The following is a 24,874-nucleotide window of genomic DNA, read 5'->3' as shown; positions in this document are numbered from 1 at the left end:
AAGATATCAAATTCTTCTTGTTCAGATTAGCGAAAATATATGCCTAAAATTTCCTTCCCCCCAAGAATCCCAATTAATCCAAAATCAGCGCGCCAAATGCGAAACAAAACGAAAACAAAAAAGGCTTCCAGTTTTTAACTAGAAGCCTTTAAATGTACCCCGGAAGGGACTCGAACCCCTGACCCTCGGTTTAGAAAACCGACGCTCTATCCAGCTGAGCTACCGAGGCTCATTTTTTAATGAGCTGCAAATATAGAAGTTCTATTTAATATGTAAAAATATATTTTAAACTATTTAGAAGCTGCTTTTCGCATTTCAAATAAGTGATTAAGAGCGAAGCAATTAAAATTTAATTTAGGTTAAATAAATTTTAATTCTGACTACAAAAAACAATATTAAACGCCGTATTCCGGGCTAAAAGATCAGAATAAGTTAGCTAAAAAAGATTAGAAGTATAAATTAAGCGTCTTCTCCGTTCCAGATATCATCATCAGCATGCCTGATTTCGTCATGACTGGAGGTGATACTCTTTAATTCTTCGTGGTGATAATTTCTTTCAGGATTTTCCGGCAATCCGCCATCGTGATCTAGCGGTAATTTCCTCAAATGCTCAGGCTTTTTAACCTCTGGTAAATCGTCATGCACAACAGAAGGCGTTAAGATCTTCTTCTTGGGATTATTGCTATTTTCCATAATTTTAAGAGACTCAAATTTCAAGCCACAAGCAAAGGTGAGTTAAAATTTTGGCAATTTGGGTGTATTTATGGATAATAAGGATCAACGGTATTGTTTGGCGGTTGGCAAAAGGCGTAAACCAGCGCAGCCATTACAAAAATGGGCACAAATAAATCTTTGTTTATCTGTGCGCATCTGTGGTAAATTAAACGCTAAAAAGATCCTTAGACTACGCCACCATAGACAGCCCCAACAGAAAGATCGTCATTGCGAGGCACGAAGCAATCTTAAAGCGCTCGCTACTAGCGATAGTTGTAAAATTGCTTTGTCGGCTGAAAGGCCTCCTTGTAATGACGTTTATTTAAACAACTGATTTTAGTGTTATTTTTTTGACCATATAAGACATTTAAGGATCATATAAGCTTATATGGTGTGAATTACTTAATGAATTAGATGTTTTTAGGTGTCTAAGGTGGTTAATTAAACTGCATAATCTTTAATTTTTACGACCACCTTAGACATCTTAGCTCAATGAGTTTTGCAGGATGCAAAATCTTAAACCTAATACGTTAGAAATCGCGTACAGGACGTCATTGCTATTTTTTTCAGGCCACTGACCTGATGGTTACTCGCAATGACAATTCCTCGCCGGTACATAGTACAAAAAATCCTCTGTCACTAATATTCATTTTTACACCATGAATTATCCCTCAGGATTACAAAACGAATGGGGATGGATTGCGAATGTGTTTCTCCAGGAAATTTGTTTAGTAATTCCCTGTAACCCCGATTTCTAAGCCCCTCAGTTCGGCCAAACCTCTTAATCTACCGATAGCTGAATAACCCGGATTGGTTTCTTTTGCCAGATCATCCAACATTTGGTGACCATGATCTGGACGGAAAGGAATTGATTTATCACGCATTGCATTTTCTTCTGTTAATGCTTTTATGATTTCGTACATGTTTACATCACCACCTAAATGATCTGCTTCGTAAAAACTACCATCTTCATCTTTTTTGACGTTCCGCAAATGCGCAAAATACACCCGCTCTTTAACCGCATTAAAGATTTCTAACGCATTATTACCCATACCAGCACCCAAAGAACCCGTACAGAAACAAACACCGTTAAAAGCCTGGTCTACTTCTTTGATGATGTAATTAAAATCTTCCAGTGTACTTGCTATCCTTGGCAAACCCAAAATAGCATAAGGCGGATCGTCCGGGTGAATGGTCATTTTAATGCCTTCTTCAGTACAAACTTCAGCAATAGCGGATAGGAAAAATTTCAGATTTTCTTTTAAACCCTGTGTACCAATGACTTTGTATTCATTGATACTGTTGCGCAGGGTCTCCAGCTCGATTTCTTTTTCGTTAGGGATTCCCATTAATACATTGATCCGGAGATCAATCAAATCCTGTTCGGATAAGGTAGCAAATTTAGCTGCAGCCCGATCTAAAATAGATTTCGAATAATCAGCTTCTGCACTTTCTCTCTTTAAAATGTAAAGGTCAAAAATGGCCAGATCGATCCAGTTAAAATAAAGCGCTTTCGATCCATCGGTCATTTCCAGGTCCAGCTGCGTACGTGTCCAGTCTAAAACGGGCATAAAATTATAACATACAATTTTAATTCCGCAGGTCGAAAGATTACGCAAAGAGGTTTTATAATTTTCGATATATTTTCCGGCATCTGCCCTACGCGTTTTAATCGCTTCGTGTACGGGAACACTTTCTACAACCGACCAGGTTAAACCTGCAGCCTCGATAATGGCTTTTCTTTCCTGAATATCTTCCAATGGCCAAACTTCGCCATGTGCAATATGATGCAATGCAGTTACAATGCCTGTAGCGCCAGCCTGTTTAACGTCTTGTAAGCTAACCGGATCGTTTGGACCATACCAACGCCAGGTTTGTTCTAATTTTTTCATTATATAATATATGATTACACTGATTTATATGATTACACCGATAATAGTTGGAGCATTACTCTGATATTTAAACTCCGGAGAATGCAGTAAATCCTCCATCTACTTTAATATTTTCGCCGTTTACAAATTTAGAGGCATCACTTAGCAAATATACCAATGCACCAATTAACTCTTCAGGGGCACCGAAACGTTTAAATGGTGTTTTATAAATAATAGCCTGCCCTCTTGCGGTTAAGCTACCGTCTGGATTGGTGAGCAAAGCCCTGTTTTGGTTGGTGATAAAAAAGCCCGGAACAATTGAGTTGATCCTGATTTTATCCTGATAGCGGTTTGCCAGTTCGACAGCCATCCATTTGGTATAACAATCTATTGAAGTTTTGGCTAACGAGTAACCCAATACGCGTGTAATGGCCTGGTTAGCCGAAACAGATGAAATATTCACAATACTTCCCCCATTTTTTGCGATTTCTTTACCAAAAATCTGCGTAGGTAAAATGGTTCCAAATAAATTGAGGTCAAATGCCTGTTTCAGGGCTGGAATATTAAGTTCAAAAATATCACTTCCAGGCTGGATCACAGCTTCTGCCACATTTCCACCTGCGGCGTTTACCAGAGCATCTATTCGGCCAAATTCTTTGATAATGGTTTCATTCGCATCGAGCAGGTTCTGTTCATTCAGTACATCAGCAATAATATAAATGGCTGTTCCACCTTCGTTTGTTACATCAGCAACCCTTTGCTTTGCAGCCTCTTCGTTTCTTCCGATCACAACGATTGTAGCACCCGCGGCACATAATCCATTTACAAAAGCTTCGCCCAAAACACCTGTAGCGCCAGTAACCACTACTACCTTGTTCCTTAACGAAAACAGGCTCTCTATTTCTTTTATCATCTAATTAGTTCTTTTATTTATTCTATATCCTTTCGTGAATCAAAAGATTACGTTGTTCATCTATTATTTATATTTAACCTGCATCTGGTCATAAAAATCTTTCAGTACATAAAAGGCTTTCTTTTTCTTACCTGTTTCACTGATCAATCCTTTGCGGTTCCAGAAATTCTGATAAATTGGGTGTTGTCTTCTTGGCGATCTGAAGTCGGTTAAAATCCATGGCGTCATCCCGCGTAAAGCACCGATTTTGCTCAACATCGTAATTTGGTTTTTATACAATGCCTCCTGGTACTCTTCGCTCCAGCGGGTATTTTCATCAGCATGGAATCCGCCCAGTGCATCGCCACCAAATTCAGTAACTACCACAGGTTTTTTATATTTGATATCGAAATTGTATTTGGTAATTTCGGATGGATTACCTCCCCAGTACCAGCCAGCGTATTCATTAAAACTAACCAAATCAATTTTTTCGCCCAAAGGATCGTTTAAAATGATCGTATTCCCTTCACGGTGTACCTCTAAAGCGGCAGCCACCAAACGGGTATCATCCAAAGCACGGGCAGTTTCTGCCAAATTGCTCATAAAACTTAAACGGGCATCGCTAAGTGGGGTTTCATTCCCAATCGACCAAACGATTACACTTGCCCTGTTTTTATCGCGTACAATTAAATCAGTCAATTGTTTTTTGGCATTGGCATAGGTTGCCGGGTTAGTCCAGCTAATGGTCCAGTAAACAGGCACTTCGGCCCAAACCAATAGGCCCATTTCATCGGCAAGGCGAATCATCTCTTCGTTATGAGGGTAGTGTGCCAGGCGAACGTAGTTACAATTCAAGTCTTTTGCCCATTGCAACATCATCCGCATATCCCCTTCTGAGCGCAAACGACCGGCTAAAAGAGGGTTTTCATCATGTAGTGATATTCCTCTTAAAAAAACAGATTTACCATTTAACAGGATGCTATCGCCATCAACCCTAATGGTTCTGAAACCAATTTTATCATTAATATCTTCATTATCGGTTTTAATATTTACTGCATATAATTTTGGTGTTTCGGGCGACCATAAGCTTAAATTGTTCCAGGTAAACTCATCAGCAATTTTACCTTCGCCATCTGTTTTGTATTTCTTTTCGAGCTTAAGCTCCGGGATAGAAAGCGTAATTTCCTGTCCGGCAGTGGCGTCGGCAAGTTTTGCTGAAAAACTTAACAGATTATTATTTCCTTTAACGAGCTGAAGTTTGTAATCACTGATAAAATGCTCAGGAAATTCTGCTAAAAAAACATCACGTGTTATGCCACCATAATTCCACCAATCGGTATTTACAGTTGGGATTTCATCCTGTTTACGGATATTATCCACTTTAAGCACCAGGGAGTTTTCGCCAGCTTTTAAATTATTGGTTACATCGAACTGGAAGGGTGTAAATCCGCCTTTGTGTACCCCTAGTTTTTTACCGTTAAGATAAACATGGGCTTCGTAATTTACCGCACCAAAGTAAACGAAATATTTTTTTCCTTTTTCGGGTTTTGCATCAAACTTTTTGCGAAGCCAAACATTGCCCTCGTAAAGCTCTAATTTTTCTGATTGCGAGTTCCAATCACCTGGAACATTCATTTGAGGCGAATGATCGAAATCATACTCAATCAGCTCTGACTTATCTTTCTGAACTTTATCATCATAAAAACCTCCGGATCCGGTTTTCGACTGATCGTATGGATCATGACGATAATCGTAATAACCATTTTCATAAGGATCGATAATATAATTCCATTTACCATTAAGACTCTGGATTTTCCTTCCCTGAATGTTCTGTATAGCGGTAACCTGACCGTAACTGAATGATGAAAGGAGCGAAAAGCAGATTAAAAATACGCTATAGGTTGTTTTTAGCATAACTTAAGTTTTAATATTATTAATTGATCGTTTCAAAACTAACAATTAATTGCGGACGGTTTCTCTGTCGCTAGCCTAAATTTGAGCAAGATTCTGTTTTTTATTGATTTATATTGTGATCACGAATTTAGAAAAGCTTAACAGATTAAATGGTTTAAAAAGGCCAAAACGCCATAAAATCTACTAAAAATACATTTCAAACGTTTGAAATAATTGCTTTTTTTCTTAATTATGTACTGAGATTGGAAAAGATGACGAACAATACCCCTGTTACACTGAAATTCCTGGCTGAGAAGTTAAAGATGTCAGTTTCAACAGTATCAAAAGCCCTTAACAACTACCCGACTATAAATGCATACACCAGGCAGCGCGTTCAGGAAATGGCCCGCGATCTGCATTTTACGCCGAATAAATCAGCTATCAATTTAAAAGAAAAGAAATCGCGCATTATTGGCGTTATTTTACCGAATCTTTTAGATCACTTTTTTACCAGGAGTATTTATGGCATAGAGCAGTTTGCCACGCAAAATGGATACAATGTGATTATCAGTCAATCTCATGATGAACTGGAAAAAGAGATTCAATCTGCAAATATGTTATTGCGAAGCCGGGTAGATGGCTTAATTGTGGCTATTTCGAAGCACACACAAGATTTTACACACCTAAACCAGTTTGAAAACATAGGCATTCCGGTAGTGTATTATACCCGGAACCCCAGTTTTAACCTAAACTGCCACAAAGTATTGTGCAATACTTTCCAGGGCTGTTACCAGGCTACTAAGTTTTTAATAGACAGAGGGCATCAGAAGATCGCTTATTTGGGTGGCCCCAAAATGATTAATTTTACGCACGATCGCTTTAATGGCTATATCAATGCCTTAAAAGATAACCAGGTGCCTTTTTCATCAGAATTAGTTGCTTACACCGATTTTGATAAAGAAAATACGATCTCGGCAATTAAGAATTTATTTACCTATCCGGAAAATAAACCCACTGCGCTTGTCGCTTTTAAAGAACCTATCTTATTCGACGCGATGAAGTACCTAAGATCCACAAAGCACTTCAAAACCAACGAAGTGGAGTGTATAGGATTTGGCAACACTTCTTTCATCAGTTATCTCGATTCGCCCCCTATCGCCTCTATTGAAGAGAACCCCGAATCGGTAGGTGAAAATGCGATTGCTTTACTGATCCAATTGATTAACAAAGAAATCGATATTCATAATTACAAAAAAGTAATGGTCGATTGTATGTTGATTGTACACGGGTAAATGTGGGTAGCGTATAGCGGCTGGCGTTTTAACCTACTCTGTTAAAATCTGCGTTTCTTTTCTGCTTAATCTGCGGGAAACAATTTGCACTAAACCTTAATGTTTCTTAACTCCTTAATGGCAAAAAAAGCAAAATCTGTTTTTACAGATCTCTCCATTCCACTGCGTTTCAGTCGAGATGACGCCAAGACTGGAGAAGTTTTAAGGAAAATACTAATTCAGTGACATCACACTGCTATTCAATTGATTTCTATGTTTTTCATGATACACAAACGCTGCTACAATCAACAATCCTGCAACACCTTCGAAAGCCACAACCACTTGCGTACCGAAAAGATGCGCCAGGTAACCCATTAATAAACTACCAATTGGCAACACCCCCTGGTAAGCCATAATATAATAACTTAGAGTCCTGCCGCGCATTACATCATCGGCATGGGTCTGCAAATAGGTATTGATAGATGAATTTTGCGCCATTAAACCCAATGCAGCCATACCGGTACAAATTAAGGCCATAATAAGTGATGGGGATATAGCCAGCGCCACAACAGAAATAGCCAACAGTACACCCGACATCATTACAATTTTCTGTAGATTCTGACCTGCCTTTAAAGTAGCCATGTAAATTGCCCCGAAGAAGGCTCCAAGTCCGGCAGCGCTTTCAAACCACCCAAATGTTGTGGCGTTTCCATTAAAAATATCTTTTGCAAAAACAGGCAATAAAGTAGTAAAAGGGATTACCAATAAACTCGATGCAGCCATCATTAATATCATAGAGGCCAAATCCGGAGATGATTTAAGATAATCGTAACCTTTTTTCAGGTCGATCCAGATATTTTCTGTCGATTTTTGGTGCTCTGTGAGTTTCAGTTTCATCATAACCAAACAGCCTAACACTGCAATAAAGCTCACAAAATTAACCAGGAAACAGATATCTTCTCCCCAGGCACTTAAAATTACGCCTGCCAATGCCGGCCCGACTAGCCTGGCCGCATTAAACATTGAAGAATTGAGTGCTATGGCATTAGGCAAATCTTCTTTATCATCAATTAAATTTACCATTAACGATTGGCGCGCAGTCACATCAAAAGCATTCACCAGGCCCTGAACCAGCGAAAGTGCGGCAATCCAGAACATATCATACACTTTAAACCAAATCATCAGCGCCAGGGCACCGGCCTGCAACATCAAAATGATCTGAGTAATCACTAATATCTTGTATTTATTATGCCTATCTACATAGCTCCCTGCATAGGGTGCCAGTACCAGCGAAGGGATTAAACTCAAAAAAGTAATCAGTCCTAATAAAAATGCCGAACCTGTTAAACGGTAAACCAACCAGCTAATGGCAACACGCTGCATCCACGTGCCTATTAGAGAAATAGCCTGGCCTGTAAAAAATAACCTGTAATTGTAATGTCTTAACGAACGAAAAATACTCATGATTAAAATAGTAAAGTAACTTTACAAAAGTAAAAAATTTTGTTTAAACTATAAAACCAAAATAACTCCCTTTTATCACGAAAACATCATAATTTACACGCCGAATAAAAGTTACTTAGTTTATCTATAAAAATTAAACCTTATATTTGTAAAGTTTATTTACCAATAAGATGCCTACTCAAACACAAGAGATTGCCGCAAAGTTAAGAAGCACCGTTACCCGTTTAACCAGAGAGTTACGCAAGCAAAATGTAAGTTCAGACTTTAGTAACGCTGAATTACTGACCATGTCGCTACTGGAACAGCATGGTAAAATGCTTTCTACAGAACTGGCAGACATGGAAAGAGTATCCAAACAGGCTATTTCGCAGATCATTAACCGCCTGTTTGATGCTAAATGTGTAGAGCGCTTTCCAAGCGAAGAGGATAAACGAAAGGTTTTTATCGGCTTAACCAAACTTGGCGAAAAACACATTATTGCAACTAGAAAAATAAAAGAAGAATGGCTGGTACAAACCATGGAAAAAATCTTTTCTTCCGAAGAAATCAACCTCATCCAGGCTTTCTTACCACTACTTTCTCGTTTGGTAGAACACAACGGTGCAAGAGTATAATTTTCTTTTTTGCTTCACCAAATAAGCCTTATCTTGCAACCTGAAAATGGCATTATATTTTACATCAATCAACTCGGGCAGTAATGGCAATTGTTACTATATAGGTAATGATAATGAAGCCGTTTTGGTTGATATTGGCCTAACCTGTAAAGAGGTTGAAATCCGGATGAACCGTTTGGGTTTACCTATAAGCAAAGTAAAAGCTGTTTTTATCTCGCACGAACACAGCGACCATATTAAAGGGGTAGCTGTTTTTGCTAAAAAATATAAACTCCCGGTTTACATCAGTACAGCTACCTTAAAAAGCAGCCGACTGCTTTTGGATGCAAACAATACCTTTTCATTAAGCCATCAACAGCACATTCATATTGGCGACTTAAAGATTGCTGCCTTTTCTAAATTTCACGATGCGGCTGATCCTTATAGTTTTACTATTGAATGTAACGAAGTAAGAGTTGGTGTTTTTACAGATATTGGCTCAGTATGCGATCGTTTAATTACCCATTTCAAAAGATGTCATGCCGCTTTCCTGGAAGCCAATTATGATGCACAAATGCTGGAGAGTGGTAAATATCCTTATTTTTTGAAAAGAAGGATTACGGGTGGACATGGCCACCTGAGCAATGCACAGGCATTGGAACTTTTCATCAATCACAAAGCACCATACATGAGCCATCTCTTACTGAGCCACTTATCAAAAGATAATAACAGCGCAGAGTTGGTTGAAAATCTTTTTAAAAATGTGGCTGGCGATACTTTTGTAAAAGTAGCTTCAAGACATGAGGAAACAGCGCTTTATTACATTAGCAACAAGCAAGATACGCCTGAGGTTTACAGCTTCGACCCTAGTCTATATCAGCCAGCACAACTTAACCTGTTTTAACATTTTAGTGTCAAAAATATTCCGGCTTTTTCCATCAATTCGGTTACAGTATCCCCTATTTTACGTTATTAATAGCCATTGAGCTGTCAACACAACATTTCAACGAATAAATTTATTTTTTTTTCAAAAACTTTTTATCTGAACAGGCGTTTTATATAAACTTCATAAATAGTTTGTTTGGTTTATTTGGGGCTTATGGATTTAAGCCCCTTTCTTTTGCCCAAAATTCTCCGATTCCTTAATATATAGCACATAAAAAAAGGCAAAATGGCTAACCACTTTACCTTTTAAATTATTTAAAGACGCGAAAGATTAATACATCTTCCCTCTTACATCATCCATTTTACATCCTTCTACAGGTTTTTAACAATCGCCTCGTCAGTAGGTTTTGTTTTTGAACGGAAACGGTGTACCAATTCTCCTTTTTCGTTGATTAAAAATTTCTCAAAATTCCATTTAATATCGCCCTGCTCTTCAGTATTGGTCTGAGAAGTTAAATACTTAAACAAAGGACTGATGTCATCGCCTTTAACACTGCTTTTTTCTGCAAGCAAAAACGAAACATTATACTTTCCGGTACAAAACTCTTTAATTTCTGCATTGGTAGAAAATTCCTGTCCGCCAAAGTTACCTGCCGGGAAACCGATTAATACTACCTTTTTACCATATTGTTTCTGAAGTTTTTCTAAATCTTCGTACTGTGGTGTAAAACCGCATTTAGACGCCGTGTTAACAATTAGGATTTTTTTGCCTTTAAATTTAGAAAGCTTAATTTCCTTACCATCAATGGTTTTAAAGCTGAAATCATAAACATTTTTTGGTGGGGATACCAATAAGTTTAATAGGATTAGAATTGTGCTGATCATCGTTTTTATTTTATATTTATATACGAATATAAGTACAAATCGGTTGCCTTGATGTAATGTGGCTGTAAATTATATGATGGACGATGTAAAAGGTAAGATGGAATTAACCGAACCCCCATCTATAAACCTGATAAAGCGGAAAGCCCGGAGCGAGGAACGAGTGAGGACTTGAAGCGATAGCAGGGCTACCGGCCGCCACTATAACAGAACCATGCATTTCCAAAAAATAACATATAGATGAGGAATAGGTTGCTTCGGTATATAAATCTATAGGCTTTTTGAAACCTTGTAGGTTTTGTATACAAGATTAAAACCAGATTAAAATCGGCCTGTAAACAAACATATTTATCCCTTACTTAATAAAAAAAATGTATTAAATTCTCCTCAGGTTTGGATTTATGCTTTAATTATAGCTTTATTTGCACAAAAACGTATTTCATGGCCAAAAACTTATTAATCGTCGAGTCACCCGCAAAAGCTAAAACTATAGAAGGCTATTTAGGCAAAGATTTCCTTGTGAAATCTAGTTATGGCCACATCCGTGATTTAGTTAAGGGCGATATGGCGATTGATATCAAGAACAATTTTGCCCAAACCTACGAGGTACCCGCCGACAAGAAAAACGTTGTCGCTGAACTAAAAAAACTAGCTAAAGAGGCCGAAATGGTATGGCTAGCATCCGATGAGGACCGCGAGGGAGAAGCTATCTCCTGGCACTTATTCGAAACTTTAGGCCTGAAAGTAGAGAAAACAAAACGTATCGTTTTTCATGAAATTACCAAACCTGCAATTCTAAAAGCAATCGATAGTCCCCGTGGGATTGATTATAATTTAGTAAACGCCCAACAGGCACGCCGTGTATTAGACCGTTTGGTGGGTTTTGAACTTTCTCCTGTTTTATGGAAAAAAGTAAAGCCATCACTTTCTGCAGGCCGTGTACAATCTGTTGCCGTACGTTTAATTGTTGACAGAGAGAGAGAGGTTTTGAACTTTAATGCAGCTGCTGCATATAAAATTACCGCACAGTTTTCTACCGGAAAAGGAAAAGAAATGGTGAAGGCAGAGTTGCCACAACGTTTTGAAAGCGAAGCGGATGCCGAAAAATTTCTTCAGGACTGTGTTAATGCTAAATTCGATATCACGAGTTTAGAAACCCGTCCGGCAAAACGCAATCCGGCCGCTCCTTTTACCACTTCTACCCTGCAACAGGAAGCTTCCAGAAAATTAGGTTTTTCGGTTGCGAGAACCATGCAGGTGGCGCAAAGACTGTACGAAGCGGGTAAGATTACCTACATGAGAACAGACTCTGTAAATTTATCAGAAACCGCTTTAAATGCGGCTGCTGCCGAGATTAAATCTGCTTATGGAGATAAATACCACCAACACCGCGTTTATAAAACCAAATCGGCTGGTGCGCAGGAAGCTCACGAAGCCATCCGCCCGACATATTTCGACAGACATACTGTAGATGGAGATATTTCAGAAAAACGTTTATATGATTTAATCTGGAAACGCTCCATTGCTTCACAAATGAGTGAAGCTTTGTTTGAAAAAACAACCGCGCAAATTACCGCTTCAACCAGAAAAGAACATTTGGTTGCAGAAGGTGAAGTATTAAAGTTCGATGGTTTCTTAAAAGTTTACCTGGAATCTACGGATGATGAAGAAAACGAAGAAAAAGAAGGTGGTTCAATTTTACCTCCTTTAAGTAAGGGGCAGGAACTATTTTTAAAAGAAATGCAGGCAACAGAGCGGTATTCGCGTCCGCCGGCAAGATATACAGAGGCCAGTTTGGTTAAAAAACTAGAAGAACTGGGCATTGGCCGTCCGTCTACTTATGCACCAACCATTTCTACGGTACAAAACCGTGGTTATGTGGTAAAAGAAGACAGAGATGGTAAACAACGTAAATTTACGTCTATCGTTTTAGCAGACGGACAGGTAAAAAAAGAAATCAAATCGGAAATTACCGGTGCCGAGAAATCCAAACTCTTCCCAACTGATATTGGTGAAGTGGTAAACGATTTCTTAGTAGAACATTTCAAAGGCATTGTAGATTTTAACTTTACGGCCAAAGTAGAAAAGGAATTTGACGAAATTGCACAAGGTTTACAGGAGTGGACCAAAATGCTGCACTCTTTTTATAATCCTTTCCATAGTGAAGTAGAAACCACTTTAGAAACTGCCGAACGCGCTACAGGTGAGCGTTTATTAGGCTTAGATCCTGCAACGGGTAAAAATGTATATACCAAAGTAGGTAAATTTGGACCATTGGTGCAGATCGGCGAGCTTGATGAGGAAGAAAAACCACGTTATGCCAGTTTAATGCGTAATCAATCGGTAGCCACCATTACTTTGGATGATGCATTGGAACTGTTTAAACTTCCTTTCCAATTACCTGATTTTGAAGGTAAAGAAGTAATGATCGGGGTTGGCCGTTTTGGCCCTTATGTAAAGTGGGGCGAAAGTTTTATTTCACTTCCTAAAAATGAGGAGCCTTTATCGGTAACTTATGACAGAGCAGTTGAAATTATCAAACAGAAAATGGATGATGATGCACCTATTGCCCACTATGAAGGTTTAGGCGTTACAAAAGGTAAAGGCCGTTTCGGTCCGTTTATTAAATGGAACGATTTGTTTATTAATATTCCGGCAAAAGGATACGATTTCGATAATTTAACACAAGAAGATATCAATACCTTAATCGGCAAAAAAGTAGAAAAAGAAGCCAACAGGTACATTAAAACCTGGGATGCTGAAAAAATCTCTATTGAAAATGGCCGTTGGGGACCGTTTATCCGTTTTGGCAAATTGATGCTGAAATTGAGATACAATGAGGCTACCAAACAAAAATACACACCAGAAGAACTGGTTGATATTGATTTGGAAACCGTTAAGAAAATGATTGTGGAGCAGGTACCTAATGCTTTTGAAACGAAGAAAAAAGCACCCGCTAAGAAAAAAGCAGCGCCGGCAAAAAAGGCAGTAGCGAAGAAAAAATAGGCCAGGATTAAATGATTTTAGGATGGTAGGATTCTATCATCCTAAAATAAATTATACAATTAACCGATTAAGCAGTTTAAACAGTTAACCCAGTTGAAAGCAGATTTACCAGAAAATACAGTTGAAGATATTGCAATGGCCGTTGTATTAATGGGCGAAACACCTGAAGTAAAAAGCTGGACGGTTTATCTCGTTAATTTAAAAAACGAACCGATAACAAATGTTTTAATCAGCTCTAAAGGTTATGGTGAAAAAGACGGGAAGCAGGTAAAAACTTCTGTGTTAAGGCACTTTGTTGGTGATATGGAAGCAAATTCTTTTGCTGGCGTAGAAGCCATTGATCCCGAAGTTTTTGGTTTAACCAACGAATATTGGCTAAGCTACTACATAGATAGCACCATTTACGACAAAAAGTTTATTTTCCTGCCCGAAAGCATCATCGATTCTAATCTGATTAAAATTCCATTGGTGAATAGACCGGGAGTGATGATAAAATAGTCATGAGTCTTAAGTCCAGAGTCTTTGACTACCGATTTATGACTCAAGACCGGGTACTCAACTAAGGCACCTTAACCGCCTGTCTTCCTAGCAACTTCCAGCCTGATTTTTCTTTACTCCAGATTAAAAGAATATATAATTTTACATTTCCTGGAACATTTTTATCATTCGTTTTAGCATTTAAGGTATGCCTAACCAAGGCTGTTTTATTCTGAATAATAACCGATTGATCCGTTAAGTTGATATCTACAAAATCAGATTCGCCAGAAAGTAAAGAATGTAAAAACTCCTGTTTAGTCTGTATTTTTCCACCCGAATGCCCATAGCTTAAATTATTAAGCACGATTTTATCCAAAGCCACGCTATCTGGGCTAACCATCAGTTTAGTCAATTGCGTCACTGCATTTTCTACTTCAGCTTTCTGCGCAAAACAAAAATGTGTAGAAATTAACAAACACAAAAAAATTAAGAGTTTCCTGATCATATCTGGTTGTATTGGATTTATCTTGTAAACTTATCCAAATCCATGCAAATGAACAAACCATTCGCTTTAATTTTCAACATTATTTCTTTTAACGTCGATTTTAGTTAATTTTCTGATGGAACAGAGGAATATCGGCCTATTCAAATAATTTACGGCATAACAATTGCGGCAACCGCAGCATTATATTCTCATTTATCTTAACGAATTTCATTTATGGAACAACCATCTACCTACCAATCGTCCTCAAAAAAGAAATTTATTTTTATTGGCCTGCTTGCTGTTTCAATAGTCGCAATCGTATTTATCTATTTCAATAGAAAAAAGAAAAACCACGAAGAAAACCAGGCTTATGCGAAATATATCGAAGCTTATACTTCCGGTACCATTTCGAAAAAGAGTTTTATCCGCGTCCACCTCGCTAATGCCGCAACTGGCATGCAAGATTTAGGCAAAGCAGATAGCCGCGAACTTTTCGACTTCTCTCCTTCTATCTCTGGAAAAACCTACTGGATAGATCCTCAAACAGTTGAATTCAGACCTGATGAGAACCTTAAACCTGGTAAAAACTACGAGGCTACCTTTAAACTTTCGGAAGTTTCTGCTACAGAAAAAGGCCTTGAAGATTTCGAATTTGAATTTAAAGTAATTACCCCGGGAATCATGTTGTCGCAAAACGGCTTGGTTTCACAGAACAACACTTCTCTGGATTACATGAAACTTACAGGTGAAGTAGCTACTGCCGATGTGGAAGAAACCAGTAAAATAGAGAAAACCCTTTCATTGGATTTTGACCAGAAGTTAAAAATCAAGTGGCAGCATGATCCGGCCAAAAACACCTCGAAATTCACCATTGATAGCATTAAAAAGACGGGTAACGACCAAAATCTAAAATTAGAGTGGGATGGTGATGCCATTGATGCCGAACAAAAAGGAGAAGTAAAAGTTCGTGTTCCGTCCATAAATAAATTCGAAATCCTTGATATGAAAGCCATTCAGGGCGAAGAAGATTATGCATTGGTACAGTTTTCTGAGCCGATTGGTGTAGGACAGGATTTAACCGGTATGATCACCCTTGGTAACCTAAGCGATGTTAGGTATACCATTGATGCCAGTCAGGTTAAAGTGTATGCTCCCGAAGAATTAAAAGGCAATTATGCCCTAAGTGTAAATGCGGGGGTCGAAAATATCAATGCCAAAACGCTAACCACCGGTAAAGTAGCCAATCTTGTTTTTGAGGATAAACTGCCATCTGTAACCATCGCAGGTGCAGGTACCATTTTACCCAATTCAGGAAAATTGGTTTTACCTTTCGAAGCGATTAATTTAAAAGCGGTTGACGTAACAGTAATCAAAATTTACGAAAATAATATTCCACAGTTCTTCCAGACCAATAGCTATAAGGATGGCAATGAACTGCGCAGGGTAGCGAAACCTATTTTACAGAAAACCGTTCGCTTAGATGAAGATAAAGCGCTTAACCTCCATAAAAAGAACCGATTTACACTCGATCTGGATAAAATGATCCGTACTGAGCCTGGTGCGATGTACCGTGTTACCATTGCTTTCAGACAGGAATATAACGCCTATAATTGTAAAGCCGGAGAAGAAAAAGGCGATGGTGACGATGAGGAAAGCGAATATGGAGATTATGATGGTTATGGTGAAAAGATTGATGAGGACGATGATTTTTGGAAGCGTTATAATAATTATTATCCGCCAAATTACAAATGGGACGATAAAGACAATCCATGCACACCATCATTTTATACCACCCAGCGCTGGGCCAGCAGAAACTTAATTGCCTCAAATATAGGTTTAGTGGCTAAACGTGGTAACGACAATAGCATGCTGATTGTTGCTACCGATTTATTGACGGCAAAACCATTGAGTGGTATAAACCTGGAATTAATGGATTACCAGAAACAGATCATTTTTACAACTAAAACTGATGGTGATGGTTTTGCAAGTTTTGACTTAAAACGCCAGCCATTTTTATTGATCGCTAAAAATGGTTCAGAACGTGGCTACCTTAAATTAGACGATGGAAGCTCACTTCCTTTAAGCAGGTTTGATGTAGGAGGCGATGTAGTTCAAAGTGGATTAAAAGGTTTTATTTATGGAGAACGCGGCGTTTGGCGACCTGGTGACAGTTTATTTGTTTCTTTCGTTCTGGAAGATAAACTAAAAAAACTTCCGGCGAATTATCCGGTGACCATGGAATTCTATAATCCCAAAGGCCAGCTTTACAAAAGGTTGATTAACGGCAAGCCTTTAAATGGATTCTACACCTTTAAAACCGCTACAGAAAGTACGGTACCTACCGGTAACTGGATGGCTAAAGTGAAAGCAGGCGGTGCTACTTTTACCAAAACCTTAAAAATTGAAACCGTAATGCCAAACCGTCTGAAAATTGATTTCAACGTTGGCAATAGAACATATTTAAGCGCAGGAACCTCAGCCGCTACCCTATCGGCCAAATGGCTATTCGGTGCCGTTGCACAAAACTTAAAAGCGAAGGTTGATGTAAACTTAAACACTACCGAAACCAAGTTTAAAGGCTTCGAGGGTTTTAGTTTTGATAATCCTACCGTTAACTTTGAATCGCAGGTTAAAACCATTTTCGAAGGCACGTTAAACCAAAACGGTACCGCTCAGATTAACACCAATCTAAATGAGAACAATACGGCTCCAGGTGTGTTGAGAGCAAATTTCACCACAAAAGTTTTCGAACCAGGAGGTAATTTCAGCATCGATAATTTCAGTATTCCTTACCATGTATACAACAGCTATTTAGGGATCCGTGCTGAAAAGGGCGATCGTTTAAGTGGTATGTTGCTGACCGGAAAAGAGCATAAAATTGAAATCGTTAATGTAAATACAGATGGAAAATTATTGAGCGGCACCAAAACCGTTACAGTAGAGTTATATAAAACCCAATGGCGCTGGTGGTGGGAACAAGATGATCAGAACACTTATGCCAATTTCACTCAAAACCAATTCAATAAACTGGTAGAAAGTCATCAGGTGAACCTGTTCAACGGAAAAGGAAGCTGGAATTTACGTGTTGATGAACCAGAATGGGGCCGTTATTTAATTTTAGTACGCGATGTAAATGGCGGACATGTTACCGGAAAATCTGTTTACATTGATTGGCCGGGCTGGGCACAACGCGAACAAGGCAGCAACCCTACAGAGGCCTCTATGTTATCTTTCACGGCCAATAAAGAAAAATTCACGGTTGGAGAAGATATTACTTTAACTATTCCAACAGGCAAAAATGGAAGAGCACTTATCTCAATTGAAAATGGAAGCCGGGTATTAAAAACCTTCTGGGTAGATACCAAAGCCGGACAAACGCAATTTAAGTTCAAGGCAGAAAAAGAGATGGCGCCAAATGTTTTTGCTAATATTACGTTGTTACAACCGCATGCACAAACGGTTAACGATTTACCAATTAGAATGTATGGTGCTATTCCACTTTCTATAGAAGATCCGCAAACCATTTTAAAACCGACCATTAAAATGGCCGATAAAATTAAACCGGAAACCGAAAACACCATCACTGTAGGTGAGCAGAACGGTAAAGCAATGACCTATACCATTGCCTTGGTTGATGAAGGTTTGCTTGACTTAACCCGATTTAAAACACCAGATCCGCATGGTGCATTTTATGCCCGCGAAGGTTTGGGCGTTAAAACATGGGATTTATTCGACTATGTTCTTGGCGCTTGGGGTGGAAATTTAGAACGTATTTTAAGCATTGGCGGTGATGGTAGCATCAATAAAAACCTTAATCCGGCTAAAGCGAACCGCTTTAAAGCAGTGGTTAAATTTATGGGGCCGTTTACCATTGGTAAAGGCGAAAGCAAAACACACAAATTTAAGTTACCGCAGTACATTGGCGCTGTAAGGGCAATGGTAGTTGCCGGACAGGATGCGGCTTATGGTTTTGCAGAAAAATCAGTTCAGGTTAAAAAGCCTTTAATGGTTTTGGCTACCTTGCCAAGGGTAATTGGCCCAGGTGAGAGTTTTACCTTGCCTGTCACAGTATTTGCGACAGAGAACAACCTTAAAAATGTATCCGTACAGCTTCAGACCAGTAATCTAATTGTTCAAGGCAGTAACAAACAACAGCTCTACTACAAACAAACGGGTGAGCAGATGACTTCTTTCGAGGTAAAAGCGCCGAATAATGTAGGTATTGCTAAGGTAAAAGTAATCGCGCAGAGTGGTTCCGAAAAAACGGTTTATGATGTGGAAATGGACATCCGAAATCCAAATCCTTATGTAACCAATGTGGTTTCTGCAACCGTTCAGCCGCATACCAAATGGGCTGTAAACTATCTACCAATCGGGATGACGGGAACAAATTCTGGTTCACTGGAGGTATCTTCTATCCCGGCGATTAACCTTGGCAAAAGATTGAGTTACCTCATTCAATATCCCCATGGCTGTGTTGAGCAAACGACTTCGGGCATATTTCCACAACTATTTTTAGATCGGTTGAGCCCATTGAATGAACAGCAGAAAGCCAAAACAGAGAAAAATATTAAAGCTGGCATAAACAGACTAAAAGGTTTCCAAACTACTGATGGTGGTTTATCTTACTGGCCTGGAGAGGGCACATCCGACGAATGGGGAAGTAATTATGCCGGCCATTTCTTAGTTGAGGCACAAAATGCTGGTTATACCCTACCTGTTGGCCTTCTGGATGAGCTATTGCGCTTTCAAAAATCAAAAGCCACAAACTGGGCACCAAACAGCAATAATTTCTATGGTGGCGATTTATCACAAGCCTATCGTTTATACATGCTGGCACTGGCTAAAAAACCTGAAATGGCTGTCATGAACCGTTTAAAAGCTTTCCAATATTTATCTGTGGCAGCGAAATGGCGTTTGGCAGCAGCTTATAAACTGGCCGGGCAAAATGAGGTGGCACAAAACATGATCAGAGGTTTGGATACATCCATCCAGGCTTACAAACAATTGGGCGGAACTTATGGATCTGATGTACGCGATGAAGCGATGATTTTAGAAACGTTAACCCTACTCGGTCAGAAAGCAAAAGCAGCCAGTTTATTACAGCCTTTAGCAGCCAAGCTTGGCGAAAATACCTGGTACAGTACACAAACAACCGCATATAGTTTGTTGGCTATTGCTAAATTCTGTGGATCTAACCAATCGGCAAATAAACTGCAATTTCAATATGTATTGGATGGAAAATCAGCTCCTGTAAATTCTACTCAATACATTAATAGTACACCTGTAACCTTTAAGGGAAATACCGCTTCAGTTACTAATAATGGAAATAATGTATTGTTTGTGCGTTTGGTTTTAGAAGGACAGCCAGTTGCTGGCCAGAACAACTTCTTACCTAACCGTCCTGAGGTTTTGGATATGAGTGTGATTTACAAACGTTTAAACGGAAAGGTTTTAGATCCTACTACTTTAAAACAAGGAACAGATTTCTATGCAGAGGTAACTGTAAAAAATCCCGGGCGAATGGGTTACTACGAACAAATGGCATTAACTCAAATCTTCCCTTCAGGATGGGAAATTATCAATACCCGTGTGAATGATAACCAGAGTATTTTAGCTTCATCTCCTTTTACCTATCAGGACATTAGGGATGATCGCGTTTTCACTTACTTTAACGTGAGAGAAGGCGAAAGCTTGGTGTATAAGGTATTGCTGAACGCATCTTATCTGGGTAAATATTACTTATCGGCTGTTCAATGTGAAGCGATGTATAACAATGATATCTCGGCCACAGAGGCAGGCAAGTGGGTGCAGGTGGTGAAGTAGAATATTTTGTGCACCACAAAATACTGGTCGTAGCGTCTCGCTACGACCTATAATTACATTAACGTTGAGTTGATTAAACTGAGCGAGAGTCTTAGCGAGACGCTAAGACTAGGTATCGTTTGTAAAATAAAATGGGAAGAAAGTATAAATTTCATGATAATACTAAACTTTATTTTGTGACTTTCACCGTTGTAGATTGGATTGACGTATTTACAAGGCAAGAATACATTGATATTATTTATGATAGTTTAAGGTTTTGTCAAAAACAAAAGGGATTAGAATTATATGCCTATTGCATTATGACAAATCACATCCATCTAATTATTGGGACTGAAAATGGAGTAATATCTGATATTGTAAGAGATTTTAAAAGTTTTACTTCAAGGCACATTAGGAAATCCATTGAAAATAGCAATACTGAAAGTCGAAAGTTGTGGATGTTAGAAATTATGAAAAAATTAGGGAGTAAAAATGAAAGAAATAAAGACTTTCAATTTTGGCAACAACACAGTCACCCCATAGAACTAGATACAAATGATTTTTTAGACCAGCGTTTAAATTATATTCACCAAAATCCTGTGAAGGCAGGCTTTGTAGAAAAAGAAGAAGATTGGATTAACAGTAGTGCTGGTGATTATTATCAAATTAGAAAGGGACAAGTTGATCTTATTATTATCGAATAACTTTTAATATTTTGAAATAATATATGCCAAGTCTCTAGTCGTAGCGTCACGCTACGACTTTCTAAAAATAAAAAATAATAAACAACAAATGTCTTAGCGAGACGCTAAGACTAGAGTTAGCATCGGTTCGTGTCCCCACGAACCGAAATTAGATAAATTAACAAATAAATTTCAAACCTATCAGGTTTTAAAAACCTGATAGGTTTCTATAACAAAATGAACAAAATCCCAAAAGCATTTCTCATTTCCGATCTCATCTGTTTTGTCCTGCTTTTGGCATTTCTTTTCTCTTTACCATCCAAACTTTTCAAAACGCCTACCTCCTATGTTATTGAGGCCAGCAATGGCAATTTATTAAGTGCTGCAATTGCCAGCGATGGACAATGGCGCTTCCCGGTAGCAGACAGCGTCCCAGTAAAATTTAAGGATTGCATTATCGCTTTCGAGGATAAACGATTTTATAGCCACTTTGGCGTAGATATACTGGCCATGAGCAGGGCTATGCGACAAAACTGGCGGGCAAAAAGTGTAGTAAGTGGTGGCAGTACCTTAACCATGCAGGTAATCCGTTTATCACGAAAACAAGACCGAACGGTTTGGCAAAAATTATTGGAAGTGATTTTAGCATTACGCTTAGAAATAAAATATTCAAAGGAAGAAATTATTGGCTTATATGCTGCTAATGCGCCTTTTGGAAGTAACGTTGTGGGTTTAGAGGCCGCAAGTTGGCGATATTATGGTCGCGATGCCAAAACGCTCTCATGGGGTGAGATGGCTACTTTAGCCGTTCTTCCCAACAGCCCATCGTTGGTTCATCCTGGCAAAAACTCGAACAGGCTGATCAAAAAAAGAAACGATTTATTAGATAAGTTAGCCAAGTTAAAATACATAGATCAGGCAACGGCTAATTTAGCTAAGTTAGAGCCTGTTCCAGGCAAACCCATGCCCCTACCACAAAATGCGCCCCATTTATTAAACCGTTTTAAAGCGGAAAGAGCAAGTTTAAAAATCAATTCTACGAGGATTACGTCCACATTGGATGAAAACATCCAGTTGAAAGTAAACTCGATATTAAAACGCTATAACAACCGCTACAGAGCCAACGACATTAATAATATTTCGGCTTTAGTGCTTGATGCCAGAACAGGCCATGTAGTGAGTTATGTAGGCAATATTTACCAGCCGGAAAATGCTGACCTGCAAAGTCACGTAGATATGATTAAAGCGCCGCGCAGCCCGGGTAGTACCTTAAAACCATTACTTTATGCCAGCATGATGAATGATGGATTCATATTGCCGCATACCTTAATTCCAGATATCCCGACTCAAATAGCAGGTTATTCGCCTCAAAATTATGATCTGGGTTATGATGGTGCCATCGCTGCAGATAAAGCGCTGAGCCGCTCGCTAAATATCCCAGCAGTAAAAATGTTGCAGCAGTATAAATACGAACGTTTTTATGATAAATTAAAAAAATTGGGGATAGGCACACTAAACCAGCCAGCAGATCATTATGGTTTGTCGTTAATTTTGGGTGGCAGTGAAGTTACGATGTGGGATTTGGCTAACACTTATATGGGTATGGTACGTACGCTAAACCATTTCAACACTTACAAAGGCCTCTACAATCCTGAAGATTATAAACAGGCAACTTACTTTAATAATAAAACGAAAGAAGAAAAAGACTATCAGCGCAACTCATTTTTAGATCATGGTGCAATATGGGCAACCTTTAATGCCATGGAAGAAGTAATGCGCCCGGGTGATGAAGGTTTATGGGAACAATTTTCCTCGTCGCAAAGAATAGCCTGGAAAACTGGTACCAGTTTTGGTTTTCGCGATGCCTGGGCCGTAGGCTTAACTCCAAATTATGTAGTATGTGTTTGGGTGGGTAATGCAGATGGCGAAGGCAGACCCGGTTTGGTGGGAATAGAAGCTGCCGCACCAGTGCTCTTTGATATTTTCAGGTTATTACCCAATGGAAAATGGTTCGAAACGCCCACAACCAAGCTCAAAAGGCTTAAAATTTGTAAAAAAAGCGGCTACAAGGCATCAGAATATTGTACTGATGTTGTAGAAGAGCTTGTTCCTGTTTTGGGAGAAAAAACTGCCATTTGTCCTTTTCACAAATTGGTCCATTTAGACAGAACAGGTACTTTTAGGGTTACAGACCAATGCGAAAGCATACCCTATATGCAGCATAAAAGCTGGTTTATTTTACCACCGGCCATGGAATATTATTATAAAATAAAAAATAGCGATTATAAATCCCTCCCTCCTTTTAAAGCTGGCTGTGAACTCTCGGGCGGCAATAGTGTAATGGAGATTATTTATCCAAAAAACAACGCGATAGTTTACATTCCATTAGAACAGGATGGATCAAGAGGTAAAATTGTGCTTAATGCAGCACATAGAAATCCAGGTGCTAAAATATATTGGCACATTGATAATGAATACGTAAGCACCACCACTAATTTTCATCAATTGGCCATTAGTCCGCCGCCAGGTAAACATACCTTAACCTTAGTTGATGAAAATGGAGAACGCCTGGTACAGGTTTTTACGGTTTTGGATAAGGAAAAGAAAAGTGGAAGGTAAAGGATGATATGATTGAAGATTAAGGCAGTGATTTATATTTTTCTTTCCTCTACTGCCTTGAGTTTTATAAACCTGATATAGTGAAAATCCTTTTTAATTTGCAACGACCATAAATATACTGTCATGCTGAGGTACGAAGCATCTGTAACCGATACGCTTCCTCCGTATTCAATGTACTGACAGCACCTATTAAAAAGATTGGAACGATAGCAGGACTACAGTAACCGATTAACACAGAACCCTGCTTTTCAAAAAACAACTCCCTATACTTCCGTCCGCGTTACTACTAACTTGCGCTCAATAGTACCGTAAACAATTAAATACTGCGCAATCATGTAAGTAGCCATAATCAGCGCACCACCCTGTGGAATGGGCTGCGCAAATTTAGTAACAGCTAAGACACTGTCAGACAGCAAGAAAAATAACGCACCATAAAGAATAAGTTTAAAACTAAAAATATTCACTTTTCCATAGCGGTTAACAGCCATTAATGCCATCACACTGATGATAATGGCATACATTAAAACAGGGAACTGCATTGCTCCTAGTTTTGGCTGGAGGTAGAAAAACAGACCTGAGCAAAAAATGGCAAATGCACCTACAGCCCATAAAAAATATGGTGTTTTATGACTTGGGTTCGATTTATGATCGAGCGTAAATGCCCTGATGTAAAAAATATGGCAAACTAAAAAAGCAGCCAATCCAAAGATAAAAAAACTTGTCATCCCATCCTGGAGCATCAATAACAGATCTCCTGCCCATGCGAAAATTAATCCGGTAAAAATCCTTTTATGGAAACGGCCTTTCAAATTTGTAGCAACATATAGCCACACCAAAAGCACCAACACAATCAGCGGTTTAGAAAAAGTACGCAAGCTTGTATTATTACTATATTCGGCATACAGCTGAATTACAAATACAAGGGAGAATATAAATGAAAATAGCTTAGTCTTCATCAGTCTTAGGATTTGCATTCTGCAAATTAAAAAACCAAATTACGGATATTAAATGGATAGCCACAAAAATTACTCAATAACCTATCTGTAATTTAAAAAAAGATACCAGTAAAATAATGACCTAAAATACTCGAAGCGCTAAAACGGAGGATATGGTAACAACCTAAGCACCTCCTTATTTAAAGGAGGTAGGCTTGGGCCGAAGCGTTAACACAAAAAGTATAATTTATGAATAAATTGTAGAAGGGGTTCGCTTTTTTAGTTGGCAGGAATTAATCCTGCCAACCAATTAAGCATAGATATCCTTATTATCTGACCCTAAGATTAAAAATCCTTTCAACTTATCATAACAGATTATACAGATAGGCTTATTTCCTTG

At 38.7% G+C, this 24,874-nt stretch carries 16 protein-coding genes and 1 tRNA gene; 8 read left to right on the top strand and 9 right to left on the bottom strand.

What is annotated here, in order from left to right; translation table 11 throughout:
• Positions 1-155: 155 nt before the first annotated feature.
• The 5 genes from ACUN24_RS15465 to ACUN24_RS15445 form a co-directional block, all read right to left on the bottom strand.
• Positions 156-229: transfer RNA gene (locus ACUN24_RS15465), tRNA-Arg, on the bottom strand.
• A 230-nt stretch (positions 230-459) separates the two neighbouring features.
• The gene (locus ACUN24_RS15460) at positions 460-693 is read right to left on the bottom strand and encodes a hypothetical protein (protein WP_445563312.1); all 234 of its coding nucleotides are present in this window, start codon (positions 691-693) and stop codon (positions 460-462) included.
• 749 nt (positions 694-1,442) lie between these two features.
• Positions 1,443-2,606 (bottom strand): mannonate dehydratase, encoded by a 1,164-nt coding sequence (gene uxuA, locus ACUN24_RS15455; protein WP_445563311.1) that lies wholly within the window; start codon positions 2,604-2,606, stop codon positions 1,443-1,445.
• A gap of 67 nt (positions 2,607-2,673) precedes the next feature.
• Positions 2,674-3,498, bottom strand: coding sequence for an SDR family oxidoreductase (locus ACUN24_RS15450; RefSeq protein WP_445563310.1), 825 nt, complete (start codon positions 3,496-3,498; stop codon positions 2,674-2,676).
• Positions 3,499-3,561: 63 nt separating this feature from the next.
• The gene (locus tag ACUN24_RS15445) at positions 3,562-5,391 is read right to left on the bottom strand and encodes a glycoside hydrolase family 2 protein (protein ID WP_445563309.1); all 1,830 of its coding nucleotides are present in this window, start codon (positions 5,389-5,391) and stop codon (positions 3,562-3,564) included.
• A 251-nt stretch (positions 5,392-5,642) separates the two neighbouring features.
• On the opposite strand from ACUN24_RS15445, the gene ACUN24_RS15440 reads away from it, so the two are divergent.
• Positions 5,643-6,662: a LacI family DNA-binding transcriptional regulator gene (locus ACUN24_RS15440; RefSeq protein ID WP_445563308.1), complete on the top strand. Its 1,020-nt coding sequence runs from the start codon at positions 5,643-5,645 to the stop codon at positions 6,660-6,662.
• A 213-nt stretch (positions 6,663-6,875) separates the two neighbouring features.
• Here the strand turns inward: ACUN24_RS15440 and ACUN24_RS15435 are convergent, their stop codons facing one another.
• Positions 6,876-8,105 carry an MFS transporter gene (locus ACUN24_RS15435; protein ID WP_445563307.1) on the bottom strand — a complete coding sequence of 410 codons (1,230 nt, stop codon included), beginning with the start codon at positions 8,103-8,105 and terminating at the stop codon, positions 6,876-6,878.
• A 170-nt stretch (positions 8,106-8,275) separates the two neighbouring features.
• On the opposite strand from ACUN24_RS15435, the gene ACUN24_RS15430 reads away from it, so the two are divergent.
• Positions 8,276-8,719, top strand: a complete 444-nt coding sequence (locus tag ACUN24_RS15430) for a MarR family winged helix-turn-helix transcriptional regulator (protein ID WP_121283273.1) — start codon at positions 8,276-8,278, stop codon at positions 8,717-8,719.
• A 46-nt stretch (positions 8,720-8,765) separates the two neighbouring features.
• Positions 8,766-9,602 carry an MBL fold metallo-hydrolase gene (locus ACUN24_RS15425; RefSeq protein WP_445563306.1) on the top strand — a complete coding sequence of 279 codons (837 nt, stop codon included), beginning with the start codon at positions 8,766-8,768 and terminating at the stop codon, positions 9,600-9,602.
• Positions 9,603-9,955: 353 nt separating this feature from the next.
• Here ACUN24_RS15425 and ACUN24_RS15420 read toward each other — a convergent pair whose 3' ends face one another.
• Positions 9,956-10,468, bottom strand: coding sequence for a glutathione peroxidase (locus ACUN24_RS15420; RefSeq protein WP_057934336.1), 513 nt, complete (start codon positions 10,466-10,468; stop codon positions 9,956-9,958).
• Between the two features lie 438 nt (positions 10,469-10,906).
• Here ACUN24_RS15420 and topA point away from each other — a divergent pair, with 438 nt between their 5' ends.
• Both topA and ACUN24_RS15410 read left to right on the top strand, forming a co-directional pair.
• A complete protein-coding gene (gene topA, locus ACUN24_RS15415; RefSeq protein WP_445563305.1) occupies positions 10,907-13,471 on the top strand; it encodes a type I DNA topoisomerase in 2,565 nt (854 codons plus the stop codon).
• 93 nt (positions 13,472-13,564) lie between these two features.
• On the top strand, positions 13,565-13,969 hold the full coding sequence (locus ACUN24_RS15410) for a hypothetical protein (RefSeq protein ID WP_121283269.1): 405 nt from the start codon (positions 13,565-13,567) through the stop codon (positions 13,967-13,969).
• Positions 13,970-14,030: 61 nt separating this feature from the next.
• On the opposite strand, the gene ACUN24_RS15405 is transcribed toward ACUN24_RS15410, so the two are convergent.
• The gene (locus tag ACUN24_RS15405) at positions 14,031-14,453 is read right to left on the bottom strand and encodes a nuclear transport factor 2 family protein (protein WP_445563304.1); all 423 of its coding nucleotides are present in this window, start codon (positions 14,451-14,453) and stop codon (positions 14,031-14,033) included.
• Positions 14,454-14,666: 213 nt separating this feature from the next.
• On the opposite strand from ACUN24_RS15405, the gene ACUN24_RS15400 reads away from it, so the two are divergent.
• From ACUN24_RS15400 to pbpC, 3 genes are all read left to right on the top strand, one after another.
• Entirely contained in the window at positions 14,667-20,258 is a 5,592-nt protein-coding gene (locus ACUN24_RS15400; RefSeq protein ID WP_445563303.1) for an alpha-2-macroglobulin family protein, read from the top strand.
• A gap of 131 nt (positions 20,259-20,389) precedes the next feature.
• Positions 20,390-20,941, top strand: coding sequence for an REP-associated tyrosine transposase (locus ACUN24_RS15395; protein WP_445563302.1), 552 nt, complete (start codon positions 20,390-20,392; stop codon positions 20,939-20,941).
• Positions 20,942-21,157: 216 nt separating this feature from the next.
• Positions 21,158-23,539, top strand: coding sequence for a penicillin-binding protein 1C (gene pbpC / locus ACUN24_RS15390; protein WP_445563301.1), 2,382 nt, complete (start codon positions 21,158-21,160; stop codon positions 23,537-23,539).
• Between the two features lie 263 nt (positions 23,540-23,802).
• On the opposite strand, the gene ACUN24_RS15385 is transcribed toward pbpC, so the two are convergent.
• Positions 23,803-24,495: a lysoplasmalogenase gene (locus ACUN24_RS15385; protein ID WP_445563300.1), complete on the bottom strand. Its 693-nt coding sequence runs from the start codon at positions 24,493-24,495 to the stop codon at positions 23,803-23,805.
• Positions 24,496-24,874: the final 379 nt, after the last annotated feature.

This window comes from Pedobacter sp. WC2501 (genome assembly GCF_052682415.1).
This window is presented reverse-complemented; position numbering and strand designations above follow the sequence as displayed.

Bases quoted from the DNA above. Each gene is read 5' to 3' on its own strand.
- ACUN24_RS15460 (WP_445563312.1), bottom strand. From the start codon at position 693: ATGGAAAATAGCAATAATCCCAAGAAGAAGATCTTAACGCCTTCTGTT.
- topA (WP_445563305.1), top strand. From the start codon at position 10,907: ATGGCCAAAAACTTATTAATCGTCGAGTCACCCGCAAAAGCTAAAACT.
- ACUN24_RS15430 (WP_121283273.1), top strand. From the start codon at position 8,276: ATGCCTACTCAAACACAAGAGATTGCCGCAAAGTTAAGAAGCACCGTT.
- ACUN24_RS15435 (WP_445563307.1), bottom strand. From the start codon at position 8,105: ATGAGTATTTTTCGTTCGTTAAGACATTACAATTACAGGTTATTTTTT.
- ACUN24_RS15445 (WP_445563309.1), bottom strand. From the start codon at position 5,391: ATGCTAAAAACAACCTATAGCGTATTTTTAATCTGCTTTTCGCTCCTT.
- pbpC (WP_445563301.1), top strand. From the start codon at position 21,158: ATGAACAAAATCCCAAAAGCATTTCTCATTTCCGATCTCATCTGTTTT.
- ACUN24_RS15440 (WP_445563308.1), top strand. From the start codon at position 5,643: ATGACGAACAATACCCCTGTTACACTGAAATTCCTGGCTGAGAAGTTA.
- ACUN24_RS15405 (WP_445563304.1), bottom strand. From the start codon at position 14,453: ATGATCAGGAAACTCTTAATTTTTTTGTGTTTGTTAATTTCTACACAT.
- ACUN24_RS15400 (WP_445563303.1), top strand. From the start codon at position 14,667: ATGGAACAACCATCTACCTACCAATCGTCCTCAAAAAAGAAATTTATT.
- ACUN24_RS15425 (WP_445563306.1), top strand. From the start codon at position 8,766: ATGGCATTATATTTTACATCAATCAACTCGGGCAGTAATGGCAATTGT.
- uxuA (WP_445563311.1), bottom strand. From the start codon at position 2,606: ATGAAAAAATTAGAACAAACCTGGCGTTGGTATGGTCCAAACGATCCG.
- ACUN24_RS15395 (WP_445563302.1), top strand. From the start codon at position 20,390: ATGGGAAGAAAGTATAAATTTCATGATAATACTAAACTTTATTTTGTG.
- ACUN24_RS15420 (WP_057934336.1), bottom strand. From the start codon at position 10,468: ATGATCAGCACAATTCTAATCCTATTAAACTTATTGGTATCCCCACCA.
- ACUN24_RS15385 (WP_445563300.1), bottom strand. From the start codon at position 24,495: ATGAAGACTAAGCTATTTTCATTTATATTCTCCCTTGTATTTGTAATT.
- ACUN24_RS15450 (WP_445563310.1), bottom strand. From the start codon at position 3,498: ATGATAAAAGAAATAGAGAGCCTGTTTTCGTTAAGGAACAAGGTAGTA.